Origin of the sequence: Pseudoalteromonas sp. MMG024, assembly GCF_021654175.1 — a bacterium.
Classification (GTDB): domain Bacteria; phylum Pseudomonadota; class Gammaproteobacteria; order Enterobacterales; family Alteromonadaceae; genus Pseudoalteromonas.
Map to the genome: position 1 here is coordinate 110,590 of NZ_JAKFZO010000006.1, position 26,606 is coordinate 137,195.

Annotated in this window: 22 protein-coding genes; 12 read left to right on the forward strand and 10 right to left on the reverse strand. The window is 39.6% G+C overall.

Going from position 1 to position 26,606, the window contains the following annotated elements:
- Position 1: 1 nt before the first annotated feature.
- The 4 genes from L1068_RS07440 to L1068_RS07455 form a co-directional block, all read right to left on the reverse strand.
- Positions 2–1,915, reverse strand: a complete 1,914-nt coding sequence (locus L1068_RS07440; RefSeq protein WP_237129716.1) for an ATP-dependent DNA helicase — start codon at positions 1,913–1,915, stop codon at positions 2–4.
- Positions 1,916–2,284: 369 nt separating this feature from the next.
- Complete coding sequence (locus L1068_RS07445) at positions 2,285–3,373, reverse strand: HDOD domain-containing protein (protein WP_237129717.1); 1,089 nt, start codon at positions 3,371–3,373, stop codon at positions 2,285–2,287.
- 89 nt (positions 3,374–3,462) lie between these two features.
- Positions 3,463–3,774: an MGMT family protein gene (locus L1068_RS07450; RefSeq protein WP_237129718.1), complete on the reverse strand. Its 312-nt coding sequence runs from the start codon at positions 3,772–3,774 to the stop codon at positions 3,463–3,465.
- Positions 3,775–3,789: 15 nt separating this feature from the next.
- Positions 3,790–4,674 carry a LysR family transcriptional regulator gene (locus L1068_RS07455; RefSeq protein WP_237129719.1) on the reverse strand — a complete coding sequence of 295 codons (885 nt, stop codon included), beginning with the start codon at positions 4,672–4,674 and terminating at the stop codon, positions 3,790–3,792.
- A gap of 103 nt (positions 4,675–4,777) precedes the next feature.
- Between L1068_RS07455 and L1068_RS07460 the strand changes: the two genes are divergently transcribed.
- The 4 genes from L1068_RS07460 (at position 4,778) to L1068_RS07475 (ending at position 12,955) form a co-directional block, all read left to right on the forward strand.
- Positions 4,778–5,836: an efflux RND transporter periplasmic adaptor subunit gene (locus tag L1068_RS07460; protein WP_237129720.1), complete on the forward strand. Its 1,059-nt coding sequence runs from the start codon at positions 4,778–4,780 to the stop codon at positions 5,834–5,836.
- Between the two features lies 1 nt (position 5,837).
- On the forward strand, positions 5,838–8,915 hold the full coding sequence (locus L1068_RS07465) for an efflux RND transporter permease subunit (RefSeq protein ID WP_237129721.1): 3,078 nt from the start codon (positions 5,838–5,840) through the stop codon (positions 8,913–8,915).
- A 148-nt stretch (positions 8,916–9,063) separates the two neighbouring features.
- The gene (gene nudB, locus L1068_RS07470) at positions 9,064–9,519 is read left to right on the forward strand and encodes a dihydroneopterin triphosphate diphosphatase (protein ID WP_237129722.1); all 456 of its coding nucleotides are present in this window, start codon (positions 9,064–9,066) and stop codon (positions 9,517–9,519) included.
- A 133-nt stretch (positions 9,520–9,652) separates the two neighbouring features.
- Positions 9,653–12,955, forward strand: a complete 3,303-nt coding sequence (locus tag L1068_RS07475; protein WP_237129723.1) for a methyl-accepting chemotaxis protein — start codon at positions 9,653–9,655, stop codon at positions 12,953–12,955.
- Positions 12,956–12,992: 37 nt separating this feature from the next.
- Here the strand turns inward: L1068_RS07475 and L1068_RS07480 are convergent, their stop codons facing one another.
- Entirely contained in the window at positions 12,993–13,421 is a 429-nt protein-coding gene (locus tag L1068_RS07480) for an Lrp/AsnC family transcriptional regulator (RefSeq protein WP_010559222.1), read from the reverse strand.
- A gap of 138 nt (positions 13,422–13,559) precedes the next feature.
- Between L1068_RS07480 and L1068_RS07485 the strand changes: the two genes are divergently transcribed.
- The 5 genes from L1068_RS07485 to L1068_RS07505 all read left to right on the forward strand — a co-directional run bounded on the left by L1068_RS07485 (position 13,560) and on the right by L1068_RS07505 (position 17,966).
- A complete protein-coding gene (locus tag L1068_RS07485) occupies positions 13,560–14,765 on the forward strand; it encodes an aspartate aminotransferase family protein (protein WP_237129724.1) in 1,206 nt (401 codons plus the stop codon).
- 14 nt (positions 14,766–14,779) lie between these two features.
- Positions 14,780–15,802, forward strand: a complete 1,023-nt coding sequence (gene astA / locus L1068_RS07490) for an arginine N-succinyltransferase (RefSeq protein ID WP_237129725.1) — start codon at positions 14,780–14,782, stop codon at positions 15,800–15,802.
- Positions 15,803–15,876: 74 nt separating this feature from the next.
- Positions 15,877–16,680, forward strand: coding sequence for a DUF1338 domain-containing protein (locus L1068_RS07495; RefSeq protein WP_237129726.1), 804 nt, complete (start codon positions 15,877–15,879; stop codon positions 16,678–16,680).
- 126 nt (positions 16,681–16,806) lie between these two features.
- Complete coding sequence (locus tag L1068_RS07500; RefSeq protein ID WP_237129727.1) at positions 16,807–17,550, forward strand: transporter substrate-binding domain-containing protein; 744 nt, start codon at positions 16,807–16,809, stop codon at positions 17,548–17,550.
- 50 nt (positions 17,551–17,600) lie between these two features.
- Positions 17,601–17,966, forward strand: coding sequence for a hypothetical protein (locus tag L1068_RS07505; protein ID WP_237129728.1), 366 nt, complete (start codon positions 17,601–17,603; stop codon positions 17,964–17,966).
- Here L1068_RS07505 and L1068_RS07510 read toward each other — a convergent pair.
- Positions 17,963–18,943 carry a hypothetical protein gene (locus L1068_RS07510; protein WP_237129729.1) on the reverse strand — a complete coding sequence of 327 codons (981 nt, stop codon included), beginning with the start codon at positions 18,941–18,943 and terminating at the stop codon, positions 17,963–17,965. The genes L1068_RS07505 and L1068_RS07510 overlap by 4 nt on opposite strands.
- Positions 18,944–19,138: 195 nt before the next feature.
- Positions 19,139–20,020, reverse strand: coding sequence for a 23S rRNA pseudouridine(2604) synthase RluF (rluF, locus tag L1068_RS07515; RefSeq protein WP_237129730.1), 882 nt, complete (start codon positions 20,018–20,020; stop codon positions 19,139–19,141).
- 118 nt (positions 20,021–20,138) lie between these two features.
- On the opposite strand from rluF, the gene L1068_RS07520 reads away from it, so the two are divergent.
- Together L1068_RS07520 and L1068_RS07525 are read left to right on the forward strand one after the other, a co-directional pair.
- Positions 20,139–20,924, forward strand: coding sequence for a Rossmann-like fold-containing protein (locus L1068_RS07520; protein WP_237129731.1), 786 nt, complete (start codon positions 20,139–20,141; stop codon positions 20,922–20,924).
- A 103-nt stretch (positions 20,925–21,027) separates the two neighbouring features.
- Positions 21,028–22,617 carry an AbgT family transporter gene (locus L1068_RS07525; RefSeq protein WP_010559231.1) on the forward strand — a complete coding sequence of 530 codons (1,590 nt, stop codon included), beginning with the start codon at positions 21,028–21,030 and terminating at the stop codon, positions 22,615–22,617.
- Between the two features lie 137 nt (positions 22,618–22,754).
- Here the strand turns inward: L1068_RS07525 and L1068_RS07530 are convergent, their stop codons facing one another.
- Positions 22,755–24,020, reverse strand: coding sequence for a DEAD/DEAH box helicase (locus tag L1068_RS07530; RefSeq protein ID WP_237129732.1), 1,266 nt, complete (start codon positions 24,018–24,020; stop codon positions 22,755–22,757).
- 106 nt (positions 24,021–24,126) lie between these two features.
- Complete coding sequence (gene dapA / locus L1068_RS07535) at positions 24,127–25,041, reverse strand: 4-hydroxy-tetrahydrodipicolinate synthase (protein WP_237129733.1); 915 nt, start codon at positions 25,039–25,041, stop codon at positions 24,127–24,129.
- A 146-nt stretch (positions 25,042–25,187) separates the two neighbouring features.
- On the opposite strand from dapA, the gene L1068_RS07540 reads away from it, so the two are divergent.
- The gene (locus tag L1068_RS07540) at positions 25,188–25,790 is read left to right on the forward strand and encodes a DUF6058 family natural product biosynthesis protein (protein ID WP_054979791.1); all 603 of its coding nucleotides are present in this window, start codon (positions 25,188–25,190) and stop codon (positions 25,788–25,790) included.
- A 42-nt stretch (positions 25,791–25,832) separates the two neighbouring features.
- Here the strand turns inward: L1068_RS07540 and L1068_RS07545 are convergent, their stop codons facing one another.
- Positions 25,833–26,474 (reverse strand): porin family protein, encoded by a 642-nt coding sequence (locus L1068_RS07545; protein WP_237129734.1) that lies wholly within the window; start codon positions 26,472–26,474, stop codon positions 25,833–25,835.
- Positions 26,475–26,606: the final 132 nt, after the last annotated feature.

Genomic DNA, 26,606 nt, shown 5'->3' on the forward strand with positions numbered 1-26,606 from the left:
TCTATTTAATTTTTTCTAAAAATGCAGACGCTTTTGCGAGATCGCGAGTGCGCGCCATATTGGGTAAACTTGCTAAAAAGATTCTACCATATTCCCTAGTCACTAAGCGATTATCACAGATCACCAGCACACCTTTATCTTTTCGGTCACGAATTAAGCGGCCAACCCCTTGTTTTAACGCGATGACAGCCCCAGGTAATTGCAGCGAATAAAACGGATCATTGCCCTGCCCGCTGTGAGATTTCATCTTAGCCTGTAATAAGGGATCATCGGGCGCTGCAAACGGTAATTTATCAATAATCACGCATGACAGCGCATCACCCCGTACATCAACCCCTTCCCAAAATGATGCTGTACCAAGCAACACAGAGTTGCCATGCATCACAAATTTCTCTAACAAAATACGTTTTGACGCTTGCCCTTGAACCAAAAGCGGATATTCAACGCTGTGCGATAAGCCATCAGCCACTAAGTTAAGCATGCGATAACTTGTAAACAAGATAAAACAACGCCCTTTTGCCGCTTTAATCATTTGTTTTGCAATGCTAACAATGGAAAAACCCATTTCTGATTTACTCGGCTCAGGTAAGTAACGCGGTATACACAGTAAGGCTTGGTTTTCGTAGTCAAACGGGCTGTCGTACACTTCCATAATCTTGGTGTTTAAGCCTAAATCTTTCGCGAAGTGGGTTAAATCGCCATTTACCGCAAGGGTTGCCGAGGTAAAAACCCAGCTCGACGTTGCATTATCAACAAGTGCCCGAAATCGTTCTGATACATTGAGAGGCGTAATACTGAACGTTAAATGGCGCTTAGTTGTTTCAAACCAAAAACTAAATCCCGGTTTTTGTGCGTCGTACATGGTTTCTAACTGGCCTTTTAGGCTGGCTGTGCGTTCAAACAATTTTTCAATTTTGTCACTGCGTTCAAGGCATAATTTAAGCACTTGATATAAAAAGCTAATATCGTTTATAACCCGCTCAATCGCACGATATACATTGGCTTGTTTGATCATTTGTTGCCAGTCACCGCGTTGGCTTTCACTTGGGAATTGCAAGCGTAAATCAAATACCGCAGTTTCAAGTTTATCTAATGTTTTTCCAAGCTGGATCATGTCGAATAGCTCAGCGCGATATACTAAGCGAATATCGCGAACAAGCTCAATGACCATTCGTGTGCTTACGCGCGAGGCAAAATAATCTGATGCAATGTTTGGTAACTGATGCGCTTCATCGAAAATATAACAATTAACATTTGGAATAAGTTCGCCAAAGCCCGATTCTTTAACTACTGCATCAGCCAAAAATAGATGGTGATTAACCACCACTAAGTCTGATTCAATAGCTTTAACACGGGCTTTTCTGACAAAACAATCTTGAAATGATGGACATTCTTTACCAAGACAATTATCTGTTGTAGATGTGACATAAGGTAAAACTTTGGCATCTTCTTCAATGCCGCTGCAATCAGCCATATCTCCCGAGCGCGTTTCGCCCGAAAATTTTGCCACCATGGCAAGTTGATGCATAACATCGGGGTCGTCTACTGGTACATGGGCAACGTGCTGATTTAAACGTTCAATACATAAATAGTTGGAACGCCCTTTTAATAGCGCAATTTTTTTGCCTTTTCCGAGGATCTTTTTTAACGCCGGTAAATCACGGTGGAATAATTGCTCTTGCAGTGCTTTGGAGCCAGTCGACACCATCACTTTTTTATCTGATAGTAACGCAGGTACCAAATATGCAAATGTTTTACCAGTACCTGTTCCTGCTTCGACAATTGCCTGCTCATCTTTTGCAATCGCTAAAGCGACCGACTTGGCCATATCAATTTGTGGTTGCCTGGGTGCATACCCTTTAATTGCGAGGGCGAACGGGCCTGATTTACCAAACAAATCGTCGATACTATTCATTTAAAGCACGTGTTTTAAAAATGGAGTGCAAGTGTAACGATTAAGCATACTGACAACAAGAAAAAGACCGTTTTTAACTAGAGCGTGTTGACCTTTTCTGTCTATTTCTGCAGCAGTTTGTTTGGCATTTAGACAAGGCAGAGCGATTGCGGTGTAGTTAGTTTACATAAATGAGCGATAACACAGTATAAACGCCAAACAAGCGCTGCCTAACAGGTTCAACCCAAAGCGTTTTGCTCTTTGTTGTTGCTTCTTGACTTAGCCCGCTAGGCCTACAAAGCAACGCCGCGATCAAAAAGCTTTGGATTTGAACAGAATTTAGACCACAAAGATCAACACGCTCTAAAAAAGCTAACAAGCATTAATGACTTAAATGACAGCATTTGCGCTATGATTTATCAGCAAACTCGCTTCTTCTTTTGTCAGTAACGTTATCGTTGCGTTGTTGAAATCGAAATCTTCTAAATCGATTTTATTGTGTTTTACCAGCAGCGATAATATTGCAAGTTGATTCGCTTGATAAACACACCCACCAATAGGATATCGTTCGGAATATTTTAGTAACTCATGCTCTGTGCTGATTCTATTTTGTACTGCTAAGCTTTCTAATATTTCACGAGGAAAATTCCAAAGTTTTGCGATATCAAGGGTTAAACGCTGACCATAATCCGTTACTAAACGTTTAATATTTTGGGCATTTGGCTGCGTATCAGGACAGACGCTTGAAAACGCATCAATCATTAATTGAAAAATAACCATACTGCCCAAATTTACGAGCAAACCGACTAAATAAGCTTGTTCTGCGTTAATTTTATATTTAATGGCTAACTGTTGACTTAAGCGCCCTGTAGTTTGGCTATGCGACCATAAATGCTTGCCATAGTTTTTAAAATAGATTTGTGCTTTAGGTACCATTTGTGCCACAAAGCCGTTAATCACCCCCTCAGACAGCCCTTTTTGCCCGAGCAACATAAATGCTGCTTTTAAATCTGAAATAGGTTTGTTTGCGCGGTTGTAAAATGCAGAATTCGCAAGTTCAATGACTTTGGCCGCAATAACAGGGTCATCACTAATCAGATTGACAAGTATTTCAACATCAAATTCCGCCTGATTGAGCGTATTCATCACTTGGGTTAGCGAACTTGGTACGAGTGGCAACGCTTTCAAGATGTATTGGGGTTGGCGTAATAACTGTAGGATTTTACTTTCAATAAATTCATTTATCGGGTCGCACTGAGATGTGGTGATTGCACTATTAAATAACAGTTCAAAAAAACGGTCTTGATAATGAACTGTATTGTTTAATTCAAAGGCAAAATCAGGAACAGGCGCGGTATTTTGGTTATATTGAATATCATGGTTCTCAGGCACATCTTTGGTGTCTTCAAAGAAGTAATGATTCGCTTCAACTTCTTGTTTTAATTTCGGAAAAACCTTTGATATTAAACGCCTAAACATACGACCCCGAATCACTTTATATAATGCTTAATTGTAAACCGTAACGTCTAAGATGCGAAACGACAAATGCATTTAAATTTACTATCGCGTTATACCTGCCACATAGCGACTTTTAAGTTTATTTTTGTTCCTTTAAACACGATTCCCTCTTGTTCAAGCAGTGATTTTTGCTGTTGATATTTTTCGCTGTTTTCGGGGAAGCTAATTTTTCCCTGCGAATTAATCACTCTAAACCAAGGAATACGGCTGCCGCTTGGTAGTTTTTTCATTACGGTTCCCACTAAACGGGCATGTCCTTTTAGTGAAGCCATTTCTGCTATTTTGCCATAGGTACACACCTTTCCGCTTGGAATGGATGCCACCACAAGTAAAATTGCTTGTACTTTTTCTTCTTGCGTCATGTTAAAGCCTAAAAATTAGTAAAGTTCTTGAAGCCCTTGCCATATTGCACTGGCAACCGGTCCGTAAAAATTACGATTACTGCGAAAAGCACGTAACTCAGATTGAAATTGGTCTTCGTCGTCACTTAATCTTATTTGTACTAAATCGCCGTTTTCTAGTTCAGTTTTACACACGTGTTTTGCAGCTAATCCCCAACCAACACCCTGTAATAGTAATGAGCGCAATGTTGCCAACTCTTCCACCATCACCACTTGCGAGCCTTTTGCAAACGACAATTTTTCATCGTCAAAAGGTAATTCTGTGGGTTTTAAGGTTAAACATGGGATTGGATCAAGTTCGTCACTTGCTAAAGTTGTTCGGCCATTTGGTAAAATTTGCGGTGACGCCACTAAAATAACGTCTATCGGTTTAAGTAAAACGCTTTGGAAATCCCCTGACGCGTGAAAAATATCAAACCAAGGACCAATGCCAATATCAACCTCTCCTTTGGCGAGCTTTTCAACTGCTTGAAACCGCGAACCACCGACTATTTTGAACTGCGTACGCGGAAATTGTTGAATAATTTTACCAAAGAGTTGACTTATACGCTGGTCTCCCGCCAATTGCTCATACGCAATACAGATACTCGGTTCATAACCAAGTGCTAATGTTGAACTAATTTTATCAAGCTCATCGCAGCCAGATAACACCCGCTTAGCTTGCTTATAAAAGCGCTCACCAGCTGGCGTTAATTTTAAACGATAACCACTGCGGTCAATTAAGGTAAAACCGATGTCCTGTTCTAATTTTTGCATCGCCATGGTCAGTGCAGGCTGGGTTTTATGACACTTTTCAGCTGCCTGTTTTAAGCTTTGAGAACTAACAATTGCGTCTAAAATCTTCAATTGACTCAACTTCATTATTAAAACTTATATAGTTAGTAATTTTTTATAAATATAATTTTATATTGTGTTTCGTTATTCTGGCTATAGTTAATTAACTTTTTCTTTTTAGGATAATAAGATGCGCGCCTTTTTACTGTGTTTACCAGTAATGCTATTAACTGCCTGCCAAGATGCAGCGCCAGAAAAAATTGAATCTGTCACTTCTCGTCCTGTTAAACTTTTTACCGTACCTGATTCAGGAAGCCCGAACATCAGGCGTTTTCCAGCTAAAGTAGAGGCAAATCAAGGATCTTATTTATCGTTTAGAGTGAATGGCGAGCTAATTGAATTTCCTACACTCGCAGGCCAAGCAGTCAAAAAAGGCGATGTGCTTGCCAAGCTTGATCCTGAAGATTTTAAACTACAGCTCGCTGACAGAGAAGCGCGCTACAAGCTTGCGAAAAATCAACTCGAACGTACCGAAACGCTAAAACAAAAAGGCATCGCATCACAAGCGGAATTAGATCAAGCAAAGGCCAATATGCAAGTTGCGCTCTCTGCATTAGAAAAAGCGCAAACTGATTTAGAATATACGGTTTTACGAGCACCGTTTTCCGGCACCATTAGTAAAGTATTTATTAAGAACTTTGAGAGTGTTGTTGCAAAGCAAAATATTATGCGCATTGAAACCCGTGATTTGATGGACGTAACCATTCAAATTCCGGAAAAATTGGTAGCGCGTGTCGATAAACAAACAAATTATAAGCCACAAGTTGTATTTGATAGCTTTTCAAGTAAGGCGTATTCACTGTCACTTAAAGAATGGGATACCCAAGCAGATCCGTTAACGTTAAGTTATCGTGTTGTATTTACCTTACCGCTACCGAGCGATTTTAATTTGCTCGCAGGTATGACGGGTAATGTGTTGATTGATTTAAATAAAGTGTTCCGTTCAGATCAACAAAAATTCACTATTCCAACGACCGCAGTATTTAGTGATGCGAGTGAAAATTCGTTTGTTTGGCGTTATAACGAAGGTTCAATTGAAAAAGTTAAAATCACCTTAGGTGAAATTCATAAAAGTGGTATTGAAGTTGAAAGCGGCCTACAACCTGGCGACAAAATCGTAAGTGCAGGCGTACATCAATTATCTGAACAAAGCGTTGTACGTCCATGGACTAAAGAGCGAGGCTTATAATATGAGCATTGCTGAAACGTCAATTAAAAAACGCACGATAAGCTGGCTGTTTACACTAATTTTATTACTCGGCGGTGTGTTTTCTTATCAGCAACTTGGTCGTTTGGAAGACCCTGAATTCACGCTAAAGAAGGCCATGGTGATAACGCGCTACCCAGGTGCATCGCCAGAGCAAGTTGAACAGGAAGTTACTTACCCGATTGAAAACGTTATTCAACAACTGCCGTATGTTGATTATGTTACGTCTATTTCTTCTCCCGGTTTATCGCAAATTGCGGTGGAGATGAAAAGTAGCTATCGCAAAGAAGAACTAAGGCAAATTTGGGATGAATTGCGCCGTAAAATTAATGATTTATCACCACGATTACCTTCGGGTGTTTATCCGCCAAGTGTAATGGATGATTTTGGCGATGTTTATGGCGTGCTTTACGCAATTAACGGCGATGATTATTCTTATGAAGAACTTGAAAATTACGTCGATTACCTACGCCGTGAATTAGTATTAGTAGACGGTGTAGGTAAAGTCACCGTAGCCGGCGAACAAAAACCGCAAGTAACCGTGGAAATTTCGAGCCATAAACTGGCGCAACTTGGTATTTCAGCCAACGTGATATACCAGTTATTGCAAAATCAAAATACCGTATCAAACGCGGGTAAAGTAACCGTAGAAGGAGAATCAATTCGTCTCCACCCTACTGGCGAATTTAAAGATGTGTCGGAACTTGAGGATCTGCTGATCTCAAAACCAGGCGCAAAAGAAATTATCTATTTAGGTGATGTAGCCACGGTAAAACGTGAATACCCTGAAATACCAAATAATCCAACCCATTATGCAGGTAAACAAACTCTGCTATTAGGCGTCTCGTTCGCATCAGGCGTTAACGTGGTTAATGTGGGCGAGCGTTTGTCTAACCACCTTGCATCACTTGAATATCAAAGGCCGTATGGTATTGAAATTAATACACTTTATAACCAGCCAAAAGAAGTTGAGAAATCAGTTGATGATTTCATTATGTCGCTGGCACAAGCGGTTGCAATTGTAATTGCGGTACTATTGCTATTTATGGGGTTTCGCAGTGGCTTACTGATTGGTGCTGTACTACTTATTACCGTTTTTGGTACCTTTATCTTTATGTTGCTTCAAGAAATTGACCTGCAACGTATTTCTTTAGGTGCTTTGATCATTGCATTAGGCATGCTCGTTGATAACGCCATTGTTATTACAGAAGGTATTCTGGTTGGCCTGAGAAAGGGTTACAGCAAAGTAAAAGCGGCTAACAGCATTGTTAATCAAACGAAATGGCCTTTATTGGGCGCAACAATTATCGCCATCACTGCTTTTGCACCGATAGGCCTTAGCTCTGACGCAACCGGTGAATTTGCTGGAAGCCTATTTTATGTCTTGCTAATTTCACTTTTATTGAGCTGGGTAACGGCTATTACAATTACTCCGTTTTTAGCCAGTGTGCTGTTCAAACAAAGTGAAATTGAACATGATCCTGACAATGAACTTGATGCTGATGAACTTTATAAAGGGGCATTATTCGTTTTTTACGGCAAAGTACTTAAAACCGTTTTAGCGTGGCCAAAAAGTACACTTGCAATTATGTTCTTATCGTTACTTGGTGCATTAGTCCTGTTCGGTAATGTTAAGCAGTCATTTTTCCCACCATCAAACACGCCGATGTTCTACTTAGACTATTGGCGTTATCAAGGGTCTGATATTAGAGCAACGGAGAAAGATATTTCTGCGTTAGAAGAGTACTTACTTGCCAAACCACAGGTTGTTGAAGTAACGAGTACAATTGGGCAAGGTGCTCCTCGCTTTATGCTGACCTACGCGCCAGAAAAAATTCACCCTGCGTTTGGTCAGTTAATTATCAGAACGACGGACCTTGAGTCACTTAATGAATTGTTAGCTGATGTACGCAATTATGCCGATACAAATTTACATAATGCGCTTATTAAACTAAAACGCATGGAGATTGGCCCATCAACCGATGCAAAGATTGAAGCACGTTTTCAAGGGCACGACCCTAAAGTGCTGCGCGATTTAGCTAACCAAGCCATCGACATATTAAATGCTGACGGTGCGGCGTATAACATTAAACATGATTGGCGCGAATTAACGAAAGTTATCCGTCCGCAGTTTAATGAACAAAAAGCCCGTCGATTAGGCATTAGTAAAGCCGATTTAGACAATGTGTTATTAACGACCCTGTCGGGACGCCAGGTTGGTTTATACCGTGATGGTACACGCATGTTGCCGATAATTGCGCGCTCACCTGCATCAGAGCGTCTTAACGTAGATTCGCTTTATGACTTACAAATTTTCAGCCCAACGCTCGGTGTTTATGTATCAATAGAACAAATCGTCGATGGCTTTAATACCGAATGGGAAAATAACTTAATATTGCGTCGCGACCGTAAACGCACCATAACGGTTATGGCCGATCCGGATATTCTAGGTGATAAAACCGCGGCAAATTTATTAAAGCGTGTAAAACCACAAATTGAAGCGATAAAACTGCCGCAAGGTTATCAATTAGATTGGGGCGGCGAGTTTGAATCTGCATCTAAGGCACAAAAAGCCATTTTTGGCTCATTACCGCTTGGCTACCTAGTGATGTTTATTATCACGGTGCTACTATTTAACTCGATTAAAAAACCGTTAATTATTTGGGCTACTGTACCGCTTGCGGTAATTGGCGTTACCATTGGTTTGTTTACCATGAGCAGCCCATTTAGCTTTATGGCCTTACTTGGTTTGTTGAGCTTATCGGGTATGCTGATTAAAAATGGCATTGTGCTTATGGATCAAATTGAACTCGAGCTGAGTGAAAATAAGCACCCATACACCGCCGTTTATCATTCTGCACTGAGTCGTTTGAGACCGGTGTCTATGGCCGCCATAACGACGATTCTAGGTATGATCCCACTACTATTCGATGTGTTTTTTAAATCAATGGCAGTGACCATTATGTTCGGTTTAGGATTCGCAACCATTCTTACTTTGCTAGTAATTCCTGCGCTGTATACTTTAGTATTTGGCGTTAAACCAGAAAACAACGAAGCCTAGCGACAACTGTCCCGCGTTAAGGCCTCTTAGCGTGGGACATCCACTTTCCAGCACGTTACTTTGAAGGTAAATACTAAGTTTAGTAACACATTAGTTTAACTAGCTATTGTTATCGGTATACTGTGTATAAAAAACGGTGTGCTCAATTATGCTTCGTGATCCCTATTCGGTGCTTGTGGTTATTCAAAATACTCAAAATCAATTTTTGGTGATGCAACGTGCAGATGACCCATCCTTTTGGCAATCGGTTACTGGTGGCATTGAACAAAACGAAACCGCCCTTGCCTGTGCATATCGCGAAGTGCTTGAGGAAACTGACATTAATTGCCATAAGCAAGACCTTACAATCAAAGACCTAAATATTACGAATCGCTATGAAATTAGACCACATTGGCGCAGTCGTTATAAACCTAACTGTACTATTAATACTGAGTTCGTATTTCACTTGTTGGTACCAGTGACACAATCTATCGTTTTACATCCCAATGAACACTTAGCTTATAAATGGCTTAATTACCAAGACACCTTAGAAATTTTATGGTCCGATTCAAACAAACAAGCAATAAAGTATTGTTATGAACAAACAATGTGTAAACTTATTTAGCCATTTTTACAAAAAATAAAACTTAAAAAACCGTTTTCGATAGCAGCAAAATTGCGATAGACAATTTATGTTTTAGACTTAGTTAAGACTTAATACTGATTGTTTAATTCATGGATTAGCACTAAGGAAGGTTATGACTAGGTTACCGCTAACTTTACGCCAATACTTTGCAAATATTAACTTATCAAAAAAGTTAACTCTGTCGTTTTTAGTTGTTGCAGTTATTCCGCTGCTGATCGTATTCATTATTGCCTATTACAACTCTTCGAACGCAATTAAATCTCAAGTTTATAATCAGTTATCAGCGATAAGCAGTATCAAAAAAAGCGGCCTTGAGCGCTATTTTAAACAAGTAGAGCTCAAGCTAGTGACTACCGCACTGAGCCCCACGACAAAGTCAGCCGCCATCGAATTTAGACATGCGTTTGCTGAAGTTAATACCGATAACACCTCAAAACCTGCACTGAAAAACTATTACAACAATGTCTTTTTTGAGGAATTTAAAAAAACAAACCCCAATATTCAGCAGCTTAACGTCAATTTTGATGTCTTAAGTACAACAGCTGTTGCGCTACAAACCCGTTACATTTTAGACAATGCTAATCCAATCGGTAGTAAACAACAGTTAAGTACAAGCGGTATAGGTGATTCGTACGATAATGTGCACAACCGGTATCATAACTATTTTACCAATCTAACCGAATATTATGAGTTTTATGACTTGTTTATTGTTGATAATCGCACTGGAAATATTATTTACTCCGTTTACAAAGAATTAGATTTCGCGACATCGCTACTTGATGGCCCCTATGCAAAGAGCAACATCGCCAGTGTTTTCAAAAAGTCACAGAGCATAAAAACAGGAAATGAGGTGGCGTTTATTGATTATCAACCTTATTTACCCTCATATAATAATCCAGCAAGTTTTATCGCAATGCCAATCGATGACGAAACTACCTTAATTTTTCAGCTTTCGATTAATGCACTTAATAACATTATGAGCAATCGTGATGGCTTAGGTGAAACCGGTGAAACCTACCTTGTTGGCCCTGATAAATTAATGCGTTCAGACTCATATCTTGACCCCGAAAATCACTCGGTAATTAATTCATTTAAAAACCCTGAAAAAGGCAGCGTAAATACGTTCGCGATAGAACAATCGTTGCAAGGCCTAGCGGGACAAAAAATTATTGATGACTACAACGGCAACCCCGTACTTTCGAATTATCAACCACTTGAGGTGTTCGATATTACTTGGAGCTTATTAGCCGAAATTGACGAAAGTGAAGCATTTGCCGCGGTTGATAGACTTGCACTTATTCTTACATTAGTACTGTTATTAGTGATTGCGGCTGTTGCATTCACAGCGCCTAAATTTGCTGCATTTCTAGCGGCACCGATTAAACATTTATCTGAATTAATGAAAAGCGTTGAACTTACCGGCGATTTTTCGAAACGTACGACTGAAATGAATAACGATGAGATTGGTGATACGGCGGGTGCTTTCAACAACTTGCTTGCGAGTTTACAAGCATCAATTATGGACACCAATCGTGTTATGCAACAACTTGCTAAAGGTGATTTTGACGCTCGTATCACCACCGAGTGTAAAGGCGAACTGGCATTATTAAAACAAGCAACCAACGATAGCGCAGAATCTATAAGCTTAGCGATGTCAGAGTTAAACTCAGTTGTAAACGCAATGTCTCAAGGTAAATTTGATAAAACCATCAATTCACCTATGGCAGGCGATTTAAATACATTAAAAGACAATATTAATTCAACATTATCAACGTTAGATTTAGCAATAAGTGACATTGTTAACGTTATGCAATCTATGGCTCAAGGCGACTTTGAGCAACAAGTAACGGTTGACTGTAATGGTAAGTTAGACGAACTAAAACAAGGCATTAACCAAACTATTTCAAGCATTAACAACGCCATTAATACCATAGACTACACGATGGCAGAACTTAGTGATGGTAACCTTGACGCGCAAATTAGTGTGCCTCTCAATGGCCAATTAGATCTGTTAAAACAAAAAATTAACCAAACCATTCTCAATATTTCTACTGTTATTAACGACATTTCATTTGTTATGGCAAACGTCAGTGAAGGTAATTTTAGCTCCCAGGTTGAAAGTGAAATGACAGGCCAGTTCGCGCGCCTTAAAGACGATGTCAATACCAGTATCACGTCGGTAAATCACGCCATCAATGATATTAGCGCAGTAATGAATGGTATTAGCCAAGGCGATTATCGCCAACAAATAGACGCTAATATGAAAGGACAGTTAGATGCGTTAAAAACCAATATCAATAGTTCAGTCAACAGTGTGAAAGAAGTTATAGCATCACTTAGCGAAGTCGCCGAAGCAATGAAAAAAGGTGACTTTACGCAGTTTATTGATCTTGAGTTTAAAGGTGATTTAGCGCAGCTGAAAACAGATATAAACAGCTCTGTGACAGCAACAGCCACTGCCATTAATGAAGTTTCTACCAGTTTAGAGGCGTTAGCGAATGGTGATCTGAGCAAACAGATGCAAGGCGACTTCCACGGTATTTTTTCGCAGTTGCAGCAGAATATAAATCGTACTACCAAACAACTAATTGATGTTATTGGTAATATTCAAGCATCTGCCGAAGAAGTAAAACAGTGTGCGAAAGAAATCTCGGTCAGTAATACGGAAATAAGCGAACGCACGGAAGAACAAGCTGCAAGCCTAGAACAAGCAAGCGCCAGCACTAAAACATTACTTGAAGAAGTATACGGCGTTGTAGAGCAATCAAAACGTGCGGTATCACAAAGTAACATTGCCACTGAAAGTGCTAAACAAGGCAAATCACTGTCGCTTGAAACGCAACAATCCATTGAAGACGTAGAAAAATCCAGTAAGAGTATTAATGAAATTGTTGAAGTAATTGACGGACTTGCCTTTCAAACTAACCTGCTAGCACTAAATGCCGCGGTAGAAGCTGCCCGCGCTGGCGAAAATGGACGTGGTTTTGCCGTGGTTGCAAATGAAGTACGTGAACTTGCAAGTCGCAGTGCAAAATCAGCAAAGCAAATTCGCGATATTATTTCTGACAGTAACGATAAAGTACATTTAGGTAGTCAGTTATCGGTTGCATCTGGTGAGAAGCTATTACAAATTGTGGCGCGTGTTGAAGAAGTAAATCAAAGTATTCATAAAATCAGTGAAAGCTCTAATAATCAAAGCCATAGCTTAAAAGAAGTTGATGTGGTTGTGCAGCGATTAGCGACTATCGTGCAACAAAATTCAGCGGTGACAGAAGAAACCATGGCAGCCGCCAACTTAATGGCTGAGCGTGCGAACAATATGAATCATTTACTGGAGTACTTTAAAACCAACAGCCCCACTGAACCTACACCAATGATTTCGGGTGAGCTGATCCCAGCCAGTAGACGTGCATAAGCATTTTGTGGCGTTATATTAAACCAAGTTTTTGCAATTAGCGTTTAAACTTGGTTTCTAGAATAACAGACGATGTAGTGCGCTCTACGCCATCTAAATTACCGATTTCGTCGAGCGTATGACTCAGTTGCTCTAACGAGCTTTCCTCTACGACTGCTATTAAGTCGTATTCACCGCTTATTGCATAGAGCTGGGAAATAGCGGTAAATCGCTTTAATTCGACATTGGTTTGTGTTGTTAATTTTTGTTTAACCTTAATGGATACGTGGGCGCTCACCCTATTTTTTAAATAATCTTCACCAAGTTTTACGCTGTAACCAGTTATCACACCGGTAGACTCAAGTCGAGCAAGTCTGTTTTGTATGGTTGAGCGGCTCAAAGACAGCTTTCTCGCTAAGTCTGAAACGCTCAAACGCGCGTTTTCTTTTAGCGCATTAATTAAACTTTTATCTGTATCACTAATCATATTGACCAAAAACATAAACAATTTGATAAATAATATCGTTAATATGGTTATTTTAACACTACAAAATGGCTTTAATAGATTCAATAATTGAAATAATTAAATTTTAAGTAATTAGACAACAAGATTGAGGAAAGAATAATGGCTGTAAATCGTGCTTTATTTGATGATGTAATGGTACCTAACTATGCCCCTTCAGCGGTAATTCCAGTTAAAGGTGAAGGTTCTCGTGTATGGGATCAAAACGATAAAGAGTTTATCGATTTTGCAGGCGGCATCGCGGTAAACTGTTTAGGCCATTGTCACCCAGCTTTAGTAAATGCGCTAAAAGAACAATCAGAGAAAATTTGGCATTTATCGAACGTATGGACAAATGAACCAGCACTTCGTCTTGCTAAGAAGTTAGGAGATGCAACGTTTGCTGACAAGGTTTACTTTGCAAACTCAGGTGCTGAATCAAACGAAGCTGCGCTTAAACTTGCACGTCGTTTTGCCCTTGACAATTTCGGTGCAGAAAAATCAAAAATTATCGCATTCAACAAAGGCTTCCACGGAAGAACGTTCTTTACCGTAACAGTAGGCGGCCAAGCGGCCTATTCTGACGGTTTTGGTCCTAAGCCTGGTGATGTTGTTCACTGTGATTACAACGACCTAGATTCATTTGCAAAACTTATTGATGACAACACATGTGCTGTAATGCTTGAACCACTGCAAGGTGAAGGCGGTATTATTTCACCAACGCCTGAATTTATCCAAGGTGTTCGCGAGTTATGCGACAAACACAATGCACTACTTATTTTTGATGAAGTGCAAACAGGTGTTGGCCGCACAGGTACACTTTACGCGTATGAAGGTTTAGGTGTAACGCCAGATATCCTTACAACAGCGAAAGCATTAGGTGGCGGTTTCCCAATTGGCGCGATGATCACCACAACAGAGATCGCTAAACACCTTAAAATTGGTACTCATGGCTCAACATATGGCGGTAATCCACTAGCGTGTGCAGTTGCAGAAGCTGCTTTCGATACTGTTAACCAAGCGGAAGTGCTTGACGGTGTTAGCCAAAAAGAAGCGATATTCCGTGAAGGTTTAGAAGCTATTAACGCTAAATATAATGTGTTTAGTGAAGTACGCGGCAAAGGTTTATTAATTGGTGCAGTTCTTAATGATAGTTACAAAGGTCGTGCTCGCGATTTCCTAGTAGCGTCTGCAGATAACTGTCTTATGGCGCTTGTAGCAGGTGCTGATGTAGTACGTTTCACACCTTCATTAGTTATTCCAAATGAAGATATTGCTGAAGGTCTAGCACGTTTTGAGAAAGCCGTAGCGGCGGTTGTTAACGGTTAATAACCAAGCTGGCTATGTTAGTACTTAGACCAATTACAAAAGACGACTTTGCTGCTTTGAAAGAAGTAGCAAAAGCGTCTGGCCACGGCTTTACATCACTCCCTGTTTGCGATGATTTGCTCGAAAGTAAAATTAATCGCGCAGTTGAGAGTTTTGAAAAAGACGTAAGCGCACCACGCGATGAAGGCTACTTATTCGTATTAGAAGACACCAATACAGGTGAAATTGTGGGCACTACTGCAATTGAAGCTGCAGTTGGACTTGATGTACCTCTTTACCATTATCATATGGGCAAGACAGTTCACCATTCAAGTACACTTGGTGTTTACAACACAGTTGACATTCTTACCATGTGTAACGATTACACAGGTGCCACTGAAATCTGTACCTTATTCTTGAAAGAGTCACACCGTAGTGGTCTAGCAGGTCGTTTTCTATCACGTATTCGCTTTTTATTTATGGCCCAACATCAAGCGCGTTTTTCAAACCGTGTAATCGCAGAAATGCGTGGTGTTTCTGATAAAAACGGCCATTCACCATTTTGGCAATGGTTACAAGAACACTTCTTTTCAATTGACTTTCCAACTGCTGATCATTTAATTGGTACGGGCAATAAGGTATTTATTTCCGAACTGATGCCTAAGTACCCTATTTATGCCAATTTGCTCAGCAAAGACGCACAAGCTGTCATCGGTAATGTTCATGATAAAACAAAACCTGCGTTAAGATTGCTAGAAAAAGAAGGCTTTGAATTTCGAGGTTATGTTGATTTATTTGATGCCGGACCAACCGTTGAAGCGCAAATGGATAACATTAAAAGTGTACGAGACAGCCGTTTGCTTACCGTGAAAATTGGTAAAGGCCAAAGTGTTGATACCTATGCGATTGCAAACCTTGAAGTCAATGCATTTAAAGCTGTATTTAGCTGTGATATTTCAATTGATGATAATGATGATACGGCAATCATCGACAGCGAATTAGCATCAGCGCTTAACGTTAAGTGTGGCGATTCAATACGAATTTTAAAATTAAGTTAGGTCGTGCTTAAACCTACTTTAATACACAATTAAAGTGTTCAGGTCGCCCTGTTCACTAATACAAAGGTAACATTATGCACAACAATGTAGATACATTATTTGAAAACTTATGGCAAAGCTATTTGGACGTAACGCCATCGGCAGTTAAAGTTCACAAATTATTAGGTGATACGCAGCAAACAGACGTGATTAATGATCACATTGCACTACGTACATTTAATATCGAAAAAGTGGGGCTTGAAAAACTTGCACAACACTTTTTAGCTGTAGGCTACACAGAGTGTGGCGAGTATCATTTTGAAGCTAAAAAATTGTATGCAAAGCATTTTGAGCACAGCGATCCGACTAAACCAAAAGTGTTTATTTCTGAATTGCTTGTTGAAAAGTTTTCGCCTGAGCTACAAAAAACAATTCACGCATTAGTTGAGCAAATCGACGAAGACGCAATTACTGCTGACAATTTCTTATACTCAGGTGCGCATTGGCAAATCGACTCAGCGACTTATTCAAAACTATTAGAAGAGTCTGAATACGCTGCTTGGACTGCTGCTTGGGGTTATCGTGCAAATCACTTTACAGTTAGCATTAATCACCTCGCTAACTTTGAAACAATTGAAGCAGTAAACACAGCACTTAAAGATGCTGGTTTTGAACTAAACAGTTCAGGTGGCGAGATCAAAGGTTCACCAGAAGTACTGCTAGAGCAGTCATCAACACTTGCTGACAAAGCAGACGTAACATTTAACGATGGTGTTAAAGCTATTCCTAGCTGTTTTTACGAATTTGCACTGCGTTACGCAAAACCAGATGGCGATATTTACACCGGTTTTGTTGCAGCATCGGCAGACAAAATTTTTGAAAGTACCAACGCTCGCTAGTTGGTAGATAATAAAAAACGAGCCAATGGCTCGTTTTTTATTATTCGCTCACTATACTTAAAAACCGTGTTGTAACTGCTGCTATTATTTAGAAAGCGTGTTTATTGAGAGCCTTAATACCGATTGATGAAATATATTTTACTGCTTTTATTTATTTTACCGTTGCAACTAACCGCAAGACAAAACCAAGTTGAGGTATATACCTATCATAATATGCCGCCTTACGTTATCGACTTGGAGCAAAAATCAGGATTATATTTTGAGTTCGTCGAATTACTCAACCAAATGAATTCTGGCTATCAGTTTAAATTGGTGTACATGCCGCGAAAACGCATCGATCATCGTTTGAAACAAAACAAACTAAACGGTGTAGTCATTGGTGTAAATCCCAAGTGGTTTAGAGATCCTACCCAATCACGCTATCATTGGACGCCGAAATTGATGTCCGATCAAGATATATTTGTGAGCTTAAGTAAGCAACCTGTGATTGTGAACGAATTATCAGATCTAGAAAGCAAGCGGGTTGGTGGCATTCATGGCTTTAAATACGTAGGTGTAGATTCGTTAGCAAATCAGCAAAAATTAACCCGCGTAAATACACAAAGCGAAACACAATTATTTGATATGTTGAAAAAAGAGCGTATCGATACTGCGATATTGAGCTATTACACCTTTCTTTATTTAAGTAAACAAGACCACGACGACTTCTACATTGCGGAAAAACATCACGATACTTTTACTCGCCATATCATGTTGCCTAAAAGCCAAAATAACAGCTTATATTTAACGTTAAATTCAATTTTAATCTGTGAAGACTTTACGAAACACTGGAAACAACGCCTACTAAATTATACTATGCCTGTTCATTAGTATTTTATTTCTCTCACATGTCACATAAAAATTGTCTGCTAGCTTCATTTATGACAGCGCTTGTCAGCGGGTGTTTTATTCTTTTAGACGTTGATTTTCTTCAACATTCTAATGAGATGTTTTGGCATGTTCCCTATCGTTCCTTTGTTATTATGCTATGCCTAGTTGCCGTTGCCTGCTCTGCAAAATTAATCGCACGTCCAACATTTTTTCAACAGAGCATTGCCAATATTGGACTATACGCAGCATTAAGTTGGTTTCCGGTATCGTTAATTTTCTCTGGTAATGTGCGCAACATATTCAGCGCAAGTAGTTTAGTCAGTTATGATGTATGGCTTATGTTTAGTTTACTGCCGCTCGCAAGCGCTATCTTAATTAGCGTGATGTTTGTATATCACAAAATTTTTAGTCACTAAGTTGTTGGTATTGTTACCGAGTAGGTAACAATATTATTATCTGAATGTGCCACTTGGTGGGTCTCTAAGTTATTTGTTTTTAATCGATAACTAAAAAAGCAATGACTTGTATTAATTGCACCTAGCCTACCCAAAGACTTTAACCAAGGCTTTGCATACCAAGTGCCATAAAGTCCCATTGTATAAGCACATGAACGTAAGTTCGTTAAATTTGGAAAGTACTTAGACCACACCGTTGTATACAGCTCGGTAACAACCAAAGAATATGGCGACGTATTATCACCATTGTTTAATCGCGCCTCTAATGTATTCAACATTAAATTTCGACGTCGCCAACTAACCTCTGTTGTCGGTCTGGGTGGGTGCATTGCAAATACGTCGAGAGTTTGCTTGTTAAATACTATGCCAAGTGACACTAAATCTCCTCTTTCATCTAAAAAGGATGTTTTTTGCTTTTTACTGATTGGATACTTACTGATAATAGCAATATTACTCGGCAGACTTTCTTTTTTGCGAATCCCGTAATTAAAGCGCCCTTCACTTAATGTTTTTAATTGATTGATATGCAATTCATTGACATTGAAAAGAATTATTAACCCGGCATTGTGTTGTGTTATTTCTTCATAAATCGGTTCAAGCGCCAAGTCGAGCGAATCATCAAACGTGTATTGCAATACTTTTAACGCATCGCCCTCACGCTGGTTAACTAACTCTTCTGTTTTGCTAATAAACAATGTGCTGTTGAGATAGGCATTAAAATTTGCAGCAATCAATAATCCACTAACGAGCAGAAAAATTACCATTACGGTACGATTCCAAAAGCCCAACAGTAGACTTAGTGCGATTGACAGCACGGCAAACTGAGTTTGTAGACTGGCTATCAAATCAATTTGATAAATCGACTTGATGATTTCAAAGCGTGGCGTTAATTGCCCTAAAAAAACAACAAACAAAGCTAATAAAATCAGTGTGCGCACAGTTATTCTCAGTTTTTAACTTAATGTTAAAAGCGTAGTCTAATGTAGTCACTTATGCTTAATTTTTGTTGATATGTTAAGAAGATAGCTGCTTGGTTAAAGTGCAATAAATCGCTGGCAAAATAGCTAAATTTTACATACAAATGCGTTGTACAAGGTATTTCAGTGCAAAAATGGGTGGCACGCACCCATTGTTTATTTACGTTTTAAACTTAATGTACCTGAAAGGCGCTTTACTGGTTTTCTCGGTCGCTCTTGACTTTTACGTTTATCGCGCGGTTTTTCGCTGGCTTTTGAGGCTTCATTTAACACAGGTTTAAACGTTTTTTTCGCTTTTTTATTGTGGTCCGTTGAACGTTCTTGCGTTTTACTTGAATCGGCGATTGATGCGTTAATTTGCGCCATTTCACTGTCACTTAAAAAGCGCCATTGCCCCACCGCTAAATCATTTAACGATACATTCATAATACGAACACGTTTGAGCTTAGTTACTTCAAATCCTAAGTATTCGCACATACGACGGATCTGACGGTTAAGCCCTTGAGTTAAAATAATATTAAAGCGTTTCTTGCCAAGTTGTTTAACTTTACACGGTTTTGTTATGGTATCGAGAATTGGAATACCTGACGCCATCTTTTCAACAAAACGCTGGTCAATTTCTTTATCGACAGTGACAATATACTCTTTCTCGTGATTATTGCCTGCGCGCAATATTTTGTTGACGATATCACCTTCGTTGGTCAAAAAGATTAGCCCTTCTGACGGTCTATCTAGGCGTCCAATTGGGAAAATTCGATCTTTGTAATTGATCGCAGAGACAATATTACTTTTAATTTTCTTTTCGGTTGTGCAGGTAACACCCACAGGCTTGTTGTATGCAATATAAACGCGTTTTGGTTTTGCCTTTAATGACTTACCGTTAACCGTAATGTTATCAGCATCAGATACTTTTAAGCCCATTTCGGCAACTGTTCCGTTAACCGTAACTTTACCCTCTGCGATTAACGTATCGGCTTCTCGACGTGAACAAATACCGGTTTCACTGATATATTTGTTTAAGCGCTTTAATTCACTCATATCTAAACAACTAAATAATCTATGGCGCTATTGTAATTCAGCCACATTTAAAACGCTTGCATTTTCTCAGGTAAATGCACATGTTAGAATAGCGTTTTTGTTTTAGCACTTTGATTTTATGTTCTTAAAACCCAACTGGCGTATTCTTACCATTGGCGATGGCGACCTCACCTTTTCGTATTCGTTACTTGCTCATCATCAAATAACACATTTATCAGCGTCAGTATTGGATGCGAAAGCAACCATCATGGATAAATACAGTAAAAATGGCATTAACGGATTAAATCGATTAAATGCGAGTGTACATTATGAACTTGATATAACAAACGCTAAAACCTGGCCAAATACACTTTGCGGTGCGTTTGACTTAGTGATTTTTCAATTTCCGCTTGTTCCTGCAGTTAAGTCAAAAGATGCGTTTGAACAGGCCCCAAATCAAAATATTGTAAATCGTAACTTGCTACGTAATTATTTACTTGCATGTTTTGACTACTTTTTAGATAAAAACGGTGCACGACTCAGTTACATTACTTCAAAAGAAGTAAAACCTTATAGTCATTGGCAGATTGAGACTGATCTTGTTACCGACACATCAATCACTTATTTGGGTAAACAAGCGTTTAACTATTCACTTTTTCCTGACTATCAAATTCGTAATGTTGACCGTGATAAACAGGTTAAAGACACTAAAGGCTTTATTTATTGCTACTCCGATGTAACACAACCCGAATCGGTCAAAAATCAATTTACACCTTTTGCTTTTAATAACACCGGTTATTGCCCACTGTGTCGTGTCGGCCCGTTTACATCTGTAGAAAACAAGCAACGTCATTTAATGTCGAAAAAACACATAAAACTAGCCGCCTATCAACAACAGTGGTTTGACTTCTTAGCTCAGCAATAATCCCGCTGCTTGGCGGCGTATAGCGCGGTTAACCGCATCAGCCTTGGTAATATCTACGTATTATGGTATGTTGCGGGCATTTTTATATTAACCGTTATTATTCATGTCAACGATAGAAGTAAACTCTCAAGATAACCAAAACAAAGGGTTGTTTAATCGCTTTTTAGCAACCGTCGAATTCCTCGGCAATTTACTGCCTCATCCAATCACCCTATTTGCAATGTTCTGTGTTGCTATTGTCATTTTCAGTGGTATTGCTGATTGGATGGGGGTTAGCGCTATTGATCCACGCCCAGAAGGTGCTAAAGGCCGTGCACCTGATGGTGTGATTGAAGTGGTATCGCTTATGAGCGCTGAAGGTTTACAACGTATCGTGACTGGACTTGTTACTAACTTCACCGGTTTTGCGCCACTTGGTACGGTACTCGTAGCATTACTAGGTGTAAGTGTTGCAGAGCATTCAGGTATGTTATCAGCGGCAATGCGCGGCATGGTAATGGGTGCGCCAAAGCGCCTAGTAACGTTTATGGTGGTGTTTGCCGCGATTTTGTCTAACACAGCGTCAGAACTTGGTTATGTCGTACTGATTCCATTAGCTGCAATGATCTTCCACAGCCTTGGTCGTCACCCGTTAGCAGGCCTTGCTGCTGCGTTTGCCGGTGTTTCTGGTGGTTACAGTGCTAACCTGTTGTTGGGTACAATTGACCCATTACTTGCGGGTATTACAACGCCAGCAGCACAAATGATTGACCCAACATATGAAGTAGGCCCAGAAGCAAATTATTACTTTATGGCAATTTCAGTGGTGTTAATCGCCTTTGTTGGTACCTGGGTTACAGAAAAAATTGTTGAGCCTCGCTTAGGTAAATACAACAATGACGAAGCAAGCATTGATTTAGCGGATAATAAAATCGACCATTTGACTGACGTTGAGCGTAAAGGTTTACGTTACGCTGGTCTTGCTTTTTTAGCGACGTGTGCTGTACTTGCAACAACAATCGTGCCTGAAAACGGTATTCTACGTCACCCAGAAACCGGATTAGTAGCAGGTTCACCTTTCTTAAAAGGGATTGTTGTATTTATCTTTGTAACCTTTGCTATTCCTGGTTTTGTTTATGGTCGCGTTGTTGGTTCAATGAAAAATGACCGCGATATCATTGATGCCATGTCTAAAAGTATGAGCTCAATGGGTATGTACATTGTGTTAGTATTCTTCGCTGCGCAATTTGTTGCATTCTTTAAATGGACCAACTTAGGTACTATCTTAGCGGTTAAAGGCGCGGCTATGTTAACTGCGTTAAACTTAACTGGCCCTGAAGTATTTGTACTGTTTATTTTTATGTGTGCAGTGGTTAACTTGAGTTTAGGTTCATCGTCGGCACAGTGGGCAATCACCGCGCCAATATTTGTACCTATGTTAATGCTTATCGGTTATGCGCCTGAAACAATTCAAGCAGCCTACCGTATTGGTGATTCGGTAACTAACCTTATCACGCCAATGATGAGTTATTTTGGCTTAATCCTCGCGGTGGCAACCAAATACAAAAAAGATATGGGCATAGGAACACTTGTAGCAACCATGCTGCCATATTCAATGTTCTTCTTTGTAGGCTGGGTATGTTTATTCTACTTATGGGTATTCGTGCTAGGTATGCCAGTTGGCCCTAATTCACCAATCTACTATACGCCATAGTAGGTTAAGGCTGCAAAGCGCTATTAGCGTAAGCTATTATCAATTTAAAATAAAAAAGGAGCAGTAAATGCTCCTTTTTTGTATTTAAATTTCGCTTTATCAGCTATTCGAGAACAGCGAAATACTAAACTTGGTTGTTACTTTTTAAATGTTTTTCTGATTTTCTGACGATTTTGCATCTTAGCTTCTGCACCGTACTGTGTTGCTCTGTTAGAGCGAATACGCTTTTGCAGTGAGGTTTTTTTACCAATTTTTTTAATTAAGCCATCGCGGTTACTTACTTCAAAGCCAGGGTAATAAATACGCTTAACTTTGTCTTGAATTAAATCTTCAATTTGCGCAAGTACATGCTCTTCTTCACGACTAACTAATGAAATAGCAAAGCCCTTTTGACCCGCGCGACCTGTACGCCCGATACGGTGAACATAATCTTCAGCAAGGTATGGCAAATCAAAGTTAATTACGCGAGGTAGTCCGGCAATATCCAAACCGCGAGCCGCCACTTCCGTACCCACTAAAATAGTGGTTTTCCCATTTTTAAATTCACGTAATGCGCGGCGACGATTACCTTGGCTTTTATCGCCATGCATCACACCAACAGTAACGCCGTATTGAGTAAGCTCGTCAACAATTAACTGCACATCTTCTTTCATGTTGACGAAAACCAGTACTTGCTTCCATCCCTTACGACAAATAAGCTCTGACAATAGCTCTAATTTTCTGTCGTTTGATACGGGATACGCAACGTGGGTGATGGTACTAGCCGTTTCGTTATCTCTACTTACCTGAACAATTTTGGGATTTTTAAGTGCTTTTGTAGCAAACTGTTTAACTGCCGACGGATACGTTGCTGAAAACAACAATGTTTGTTTATCTTTGTCACATTGCTCTAAGATGGTTTCAATATCAGAGCGAAAGCCCATGTCTAACATACGGTCTGCTTCGTCAAGTACTACATGACACGCGTTATTAAGCGCAAAATTGCCTTTACGTAAGTGTTCAATTAAACGCCCTGGCGTTGCGACAAGAATATCGCAGCCTTTATTAACACGGTTAATTTGTTTGTCGTGCTCTACACCACCGAAAATTGCAACCGACTTTAAATTGTTAAACGCCGTAAATTGCTTAATGTTGTGATCAATTTGATCAACTAGTTCACGCGTCGGCGCTAAAATCACAGCGCGAATTGACTCACCATTGGCGTTACTATCAAGTAGTTTTTGAATAATCGGCAGCGCAAACGCTGCTGTTTTACCTGTGCCTGTTTGCGCACTTGCAAGCACGTCGTGACCACGACGTACATGTGGTATCGCCATTTTCTGTACTGGCGTTAGTGATTCATAACCCATTTTCTCTAGTGCTGATAAAATCGAGTCAGCAAAGCTAAAGGATTTGAAATTCATAATATTGGAAACCTATTGAGGGAATTATGTTAATTATAACAAGGAAAGTACTGTGCAGAATAGCTAAAAGCGATCGTTTAACCGATCGCTCTAATAAAAACGGGCGTTATGGGGTAACGATAAAATCGCTTTGTGCGAGTTGATTAAGCGAACCGCCAACCAGTTTATCTTCAAACTGGCGCATTAATCCCATGCCTATTTCGATTTGCTGATCGTTTAGCGGCACATATGGTAAGCGGAATACAGGTTTTACCGCGCCCGATAACACCAATGCGGTATTAATCGCAATTGGATTTGGCTCACAAAATAACCACGCCATTAATTGCTGGCATTGGTCGTTAAGTTCATTATTTTCACGGTCCATTAATTCGCGAAATACACCCGGAATTAAATTTGACGTAACTGAAATCACACCATGTGATTTGGCTTTATGGCGACTCTCATGGGCTTCGTCGTCGTTACCAGACCAACATGCGATGCCTTTGCTTTCATAATATTCAATTCGCTCATTACCGGCGCATTCTTTTACACCAATAAAGTTTTCTGACTGAGCAAGCTGTTCAATAATATCAGGTGTTAAATCTTGACCCGTACGCCCCGGTACATTGTAAATAAATGCAGGGCCAATCGCTAATACACGTTCAAAGTGAGCAATAACCCCTTGATTTGACGTGCGTCCGTAGTAAGGATTAATCTGCAGTGCTGCATCCATACCTGTAGCAAAACCATATTCTGTGGCTTTAATTGCTTCTTTAGTATTGTTACTGCCGGTGTTACCAATAATAAGTAATTGGCCTTTAAATTTGTTAACGCTGTGGGCGATAAGCATTAAATGCTCTTCCCAGTTCATTAACTGGCCTTCGCCCGTTGTACCACCCACAATAATGCCATCTACACCAGCTTCGATTTGCTTTTCAACTAGCATGTCGTAAGTGGGTAAATCAATTTCACCATTGCAGTGGTAAGGCGTTTTAATTGCGGTGATTAGACTCGCTTGTTTAATTGTGGCAACGTTTGTCATAGCTACTTATCATTATAAAAATTTGCACTATTTTAACCATAAACAAGGTGTCACGTAAGTAGGTAACAAGTCTTAGTTAAAATTTGTTGTTATTTTTATTAGTTACGATAAGATTACTGTATAAATATACAGTTTATTATTTTGCAATGGCTATATCAGAATACTTCGAAGATTATTTCTATTCGTTAAAACAGCTTTCTTTGCACACAGGGGTAAAAGAGCACACCTTAAATGAGTGGCAAGACGCCTGTATTTTGCCAAGCGCCGCCTATCATTTAAAAAACCAAGTGCAGTCGAGCTCGTTTTTTGGCATTTGTGATTTCAATGAAGAACAAGAGTATTACGCCCGAGGCTATACTAAATGGATAGATTTGTTAAAAAATCATTCAGAGTTGAGCTCAGCGCAAGCATATACTTTGTTCTATCAGCAATATGCAAAATCAGTAAACGATTTGGCGGCAAAAGGCTTTGAACTTAACGCCGAATACTTTGAAAATCTTGAAGAGCAAATTCAAAACCATTGGCAATTATTTTTGGCAGGTAAATATGGCGTTATCACAGCAAATGGCTTTATACATGAAATTGTTGCGCTAGAAGCGGTAGATTACTTGGTTAATAACTGTGAAATAGGCGACGAACAGTTAAGTAAATGTTTGCGCCTACTTGAGCGCACTTTGAGCTACCCGCCACAACAGCTAAATTGTGTGTCAAATGCGCATAAATTACTCAAACGCCTGAAAGATTTATAATCGAATACTTAGCGATATTAAAAATATCGCTAAGTACTGAATTTAAAATCGGAACAGTAACGACACACTTAAGGTATCGGTTTTAATTTCAGCGATTTCAGTTTTCTCATAATCTAGGGTAAGCGCCATTGATTTGCTGATGCCGTAACCGATTCCCAACCCACTGACTAATGACGTGCCGCGGTCGTCAATTTTTTGTGTGGCTAATGCACTGTCTTGATATATTAGTTGCTCCATTTTATTGTCCCAACCGGTCAAGCCCACCTGCGCTTTTAAAAATAGCTTATCATTTATAGGAAATGTACCGACCAGACGTAAATCTGCCGCTAACGTTTCAAATTCGCCTTTATGCTTTGTGATACTTGTTTTTTTACCTTTGCTATCGGAGCTTTGCTCTGACACTTTGAAATCGGCTACCGCAAAACGCGACACACCGCCTTCTATGGCAACAAATCGGTTAAATTGAAAGCCAACTAAAACCCGTGCACCAAAACCACTATCACTGGATTTATACTTATATTCACCGAGGTTTTCGTCCACAACTGATGCTTTAAAATCAAGCGATTTAAATTTTTGCTGTTGTAAACTCAAACCGTAATATGCAAATTGATTATGGTTTTTTGCATGTAAATTAAGTGAAAACACGCTGACAATGATAAGAAGTAAATAAGTTAAGGGTTTCATTATTGTCCTTAAAATGAAAATAAAACGGTGATCGCGCACCGGAACCGATTAAAACGCTCTTATCTGTTAGATAAGTGCTAAGACGCTATCAAGGTTATAAAAGAAACACCGAATAACGACGCAATATAATGC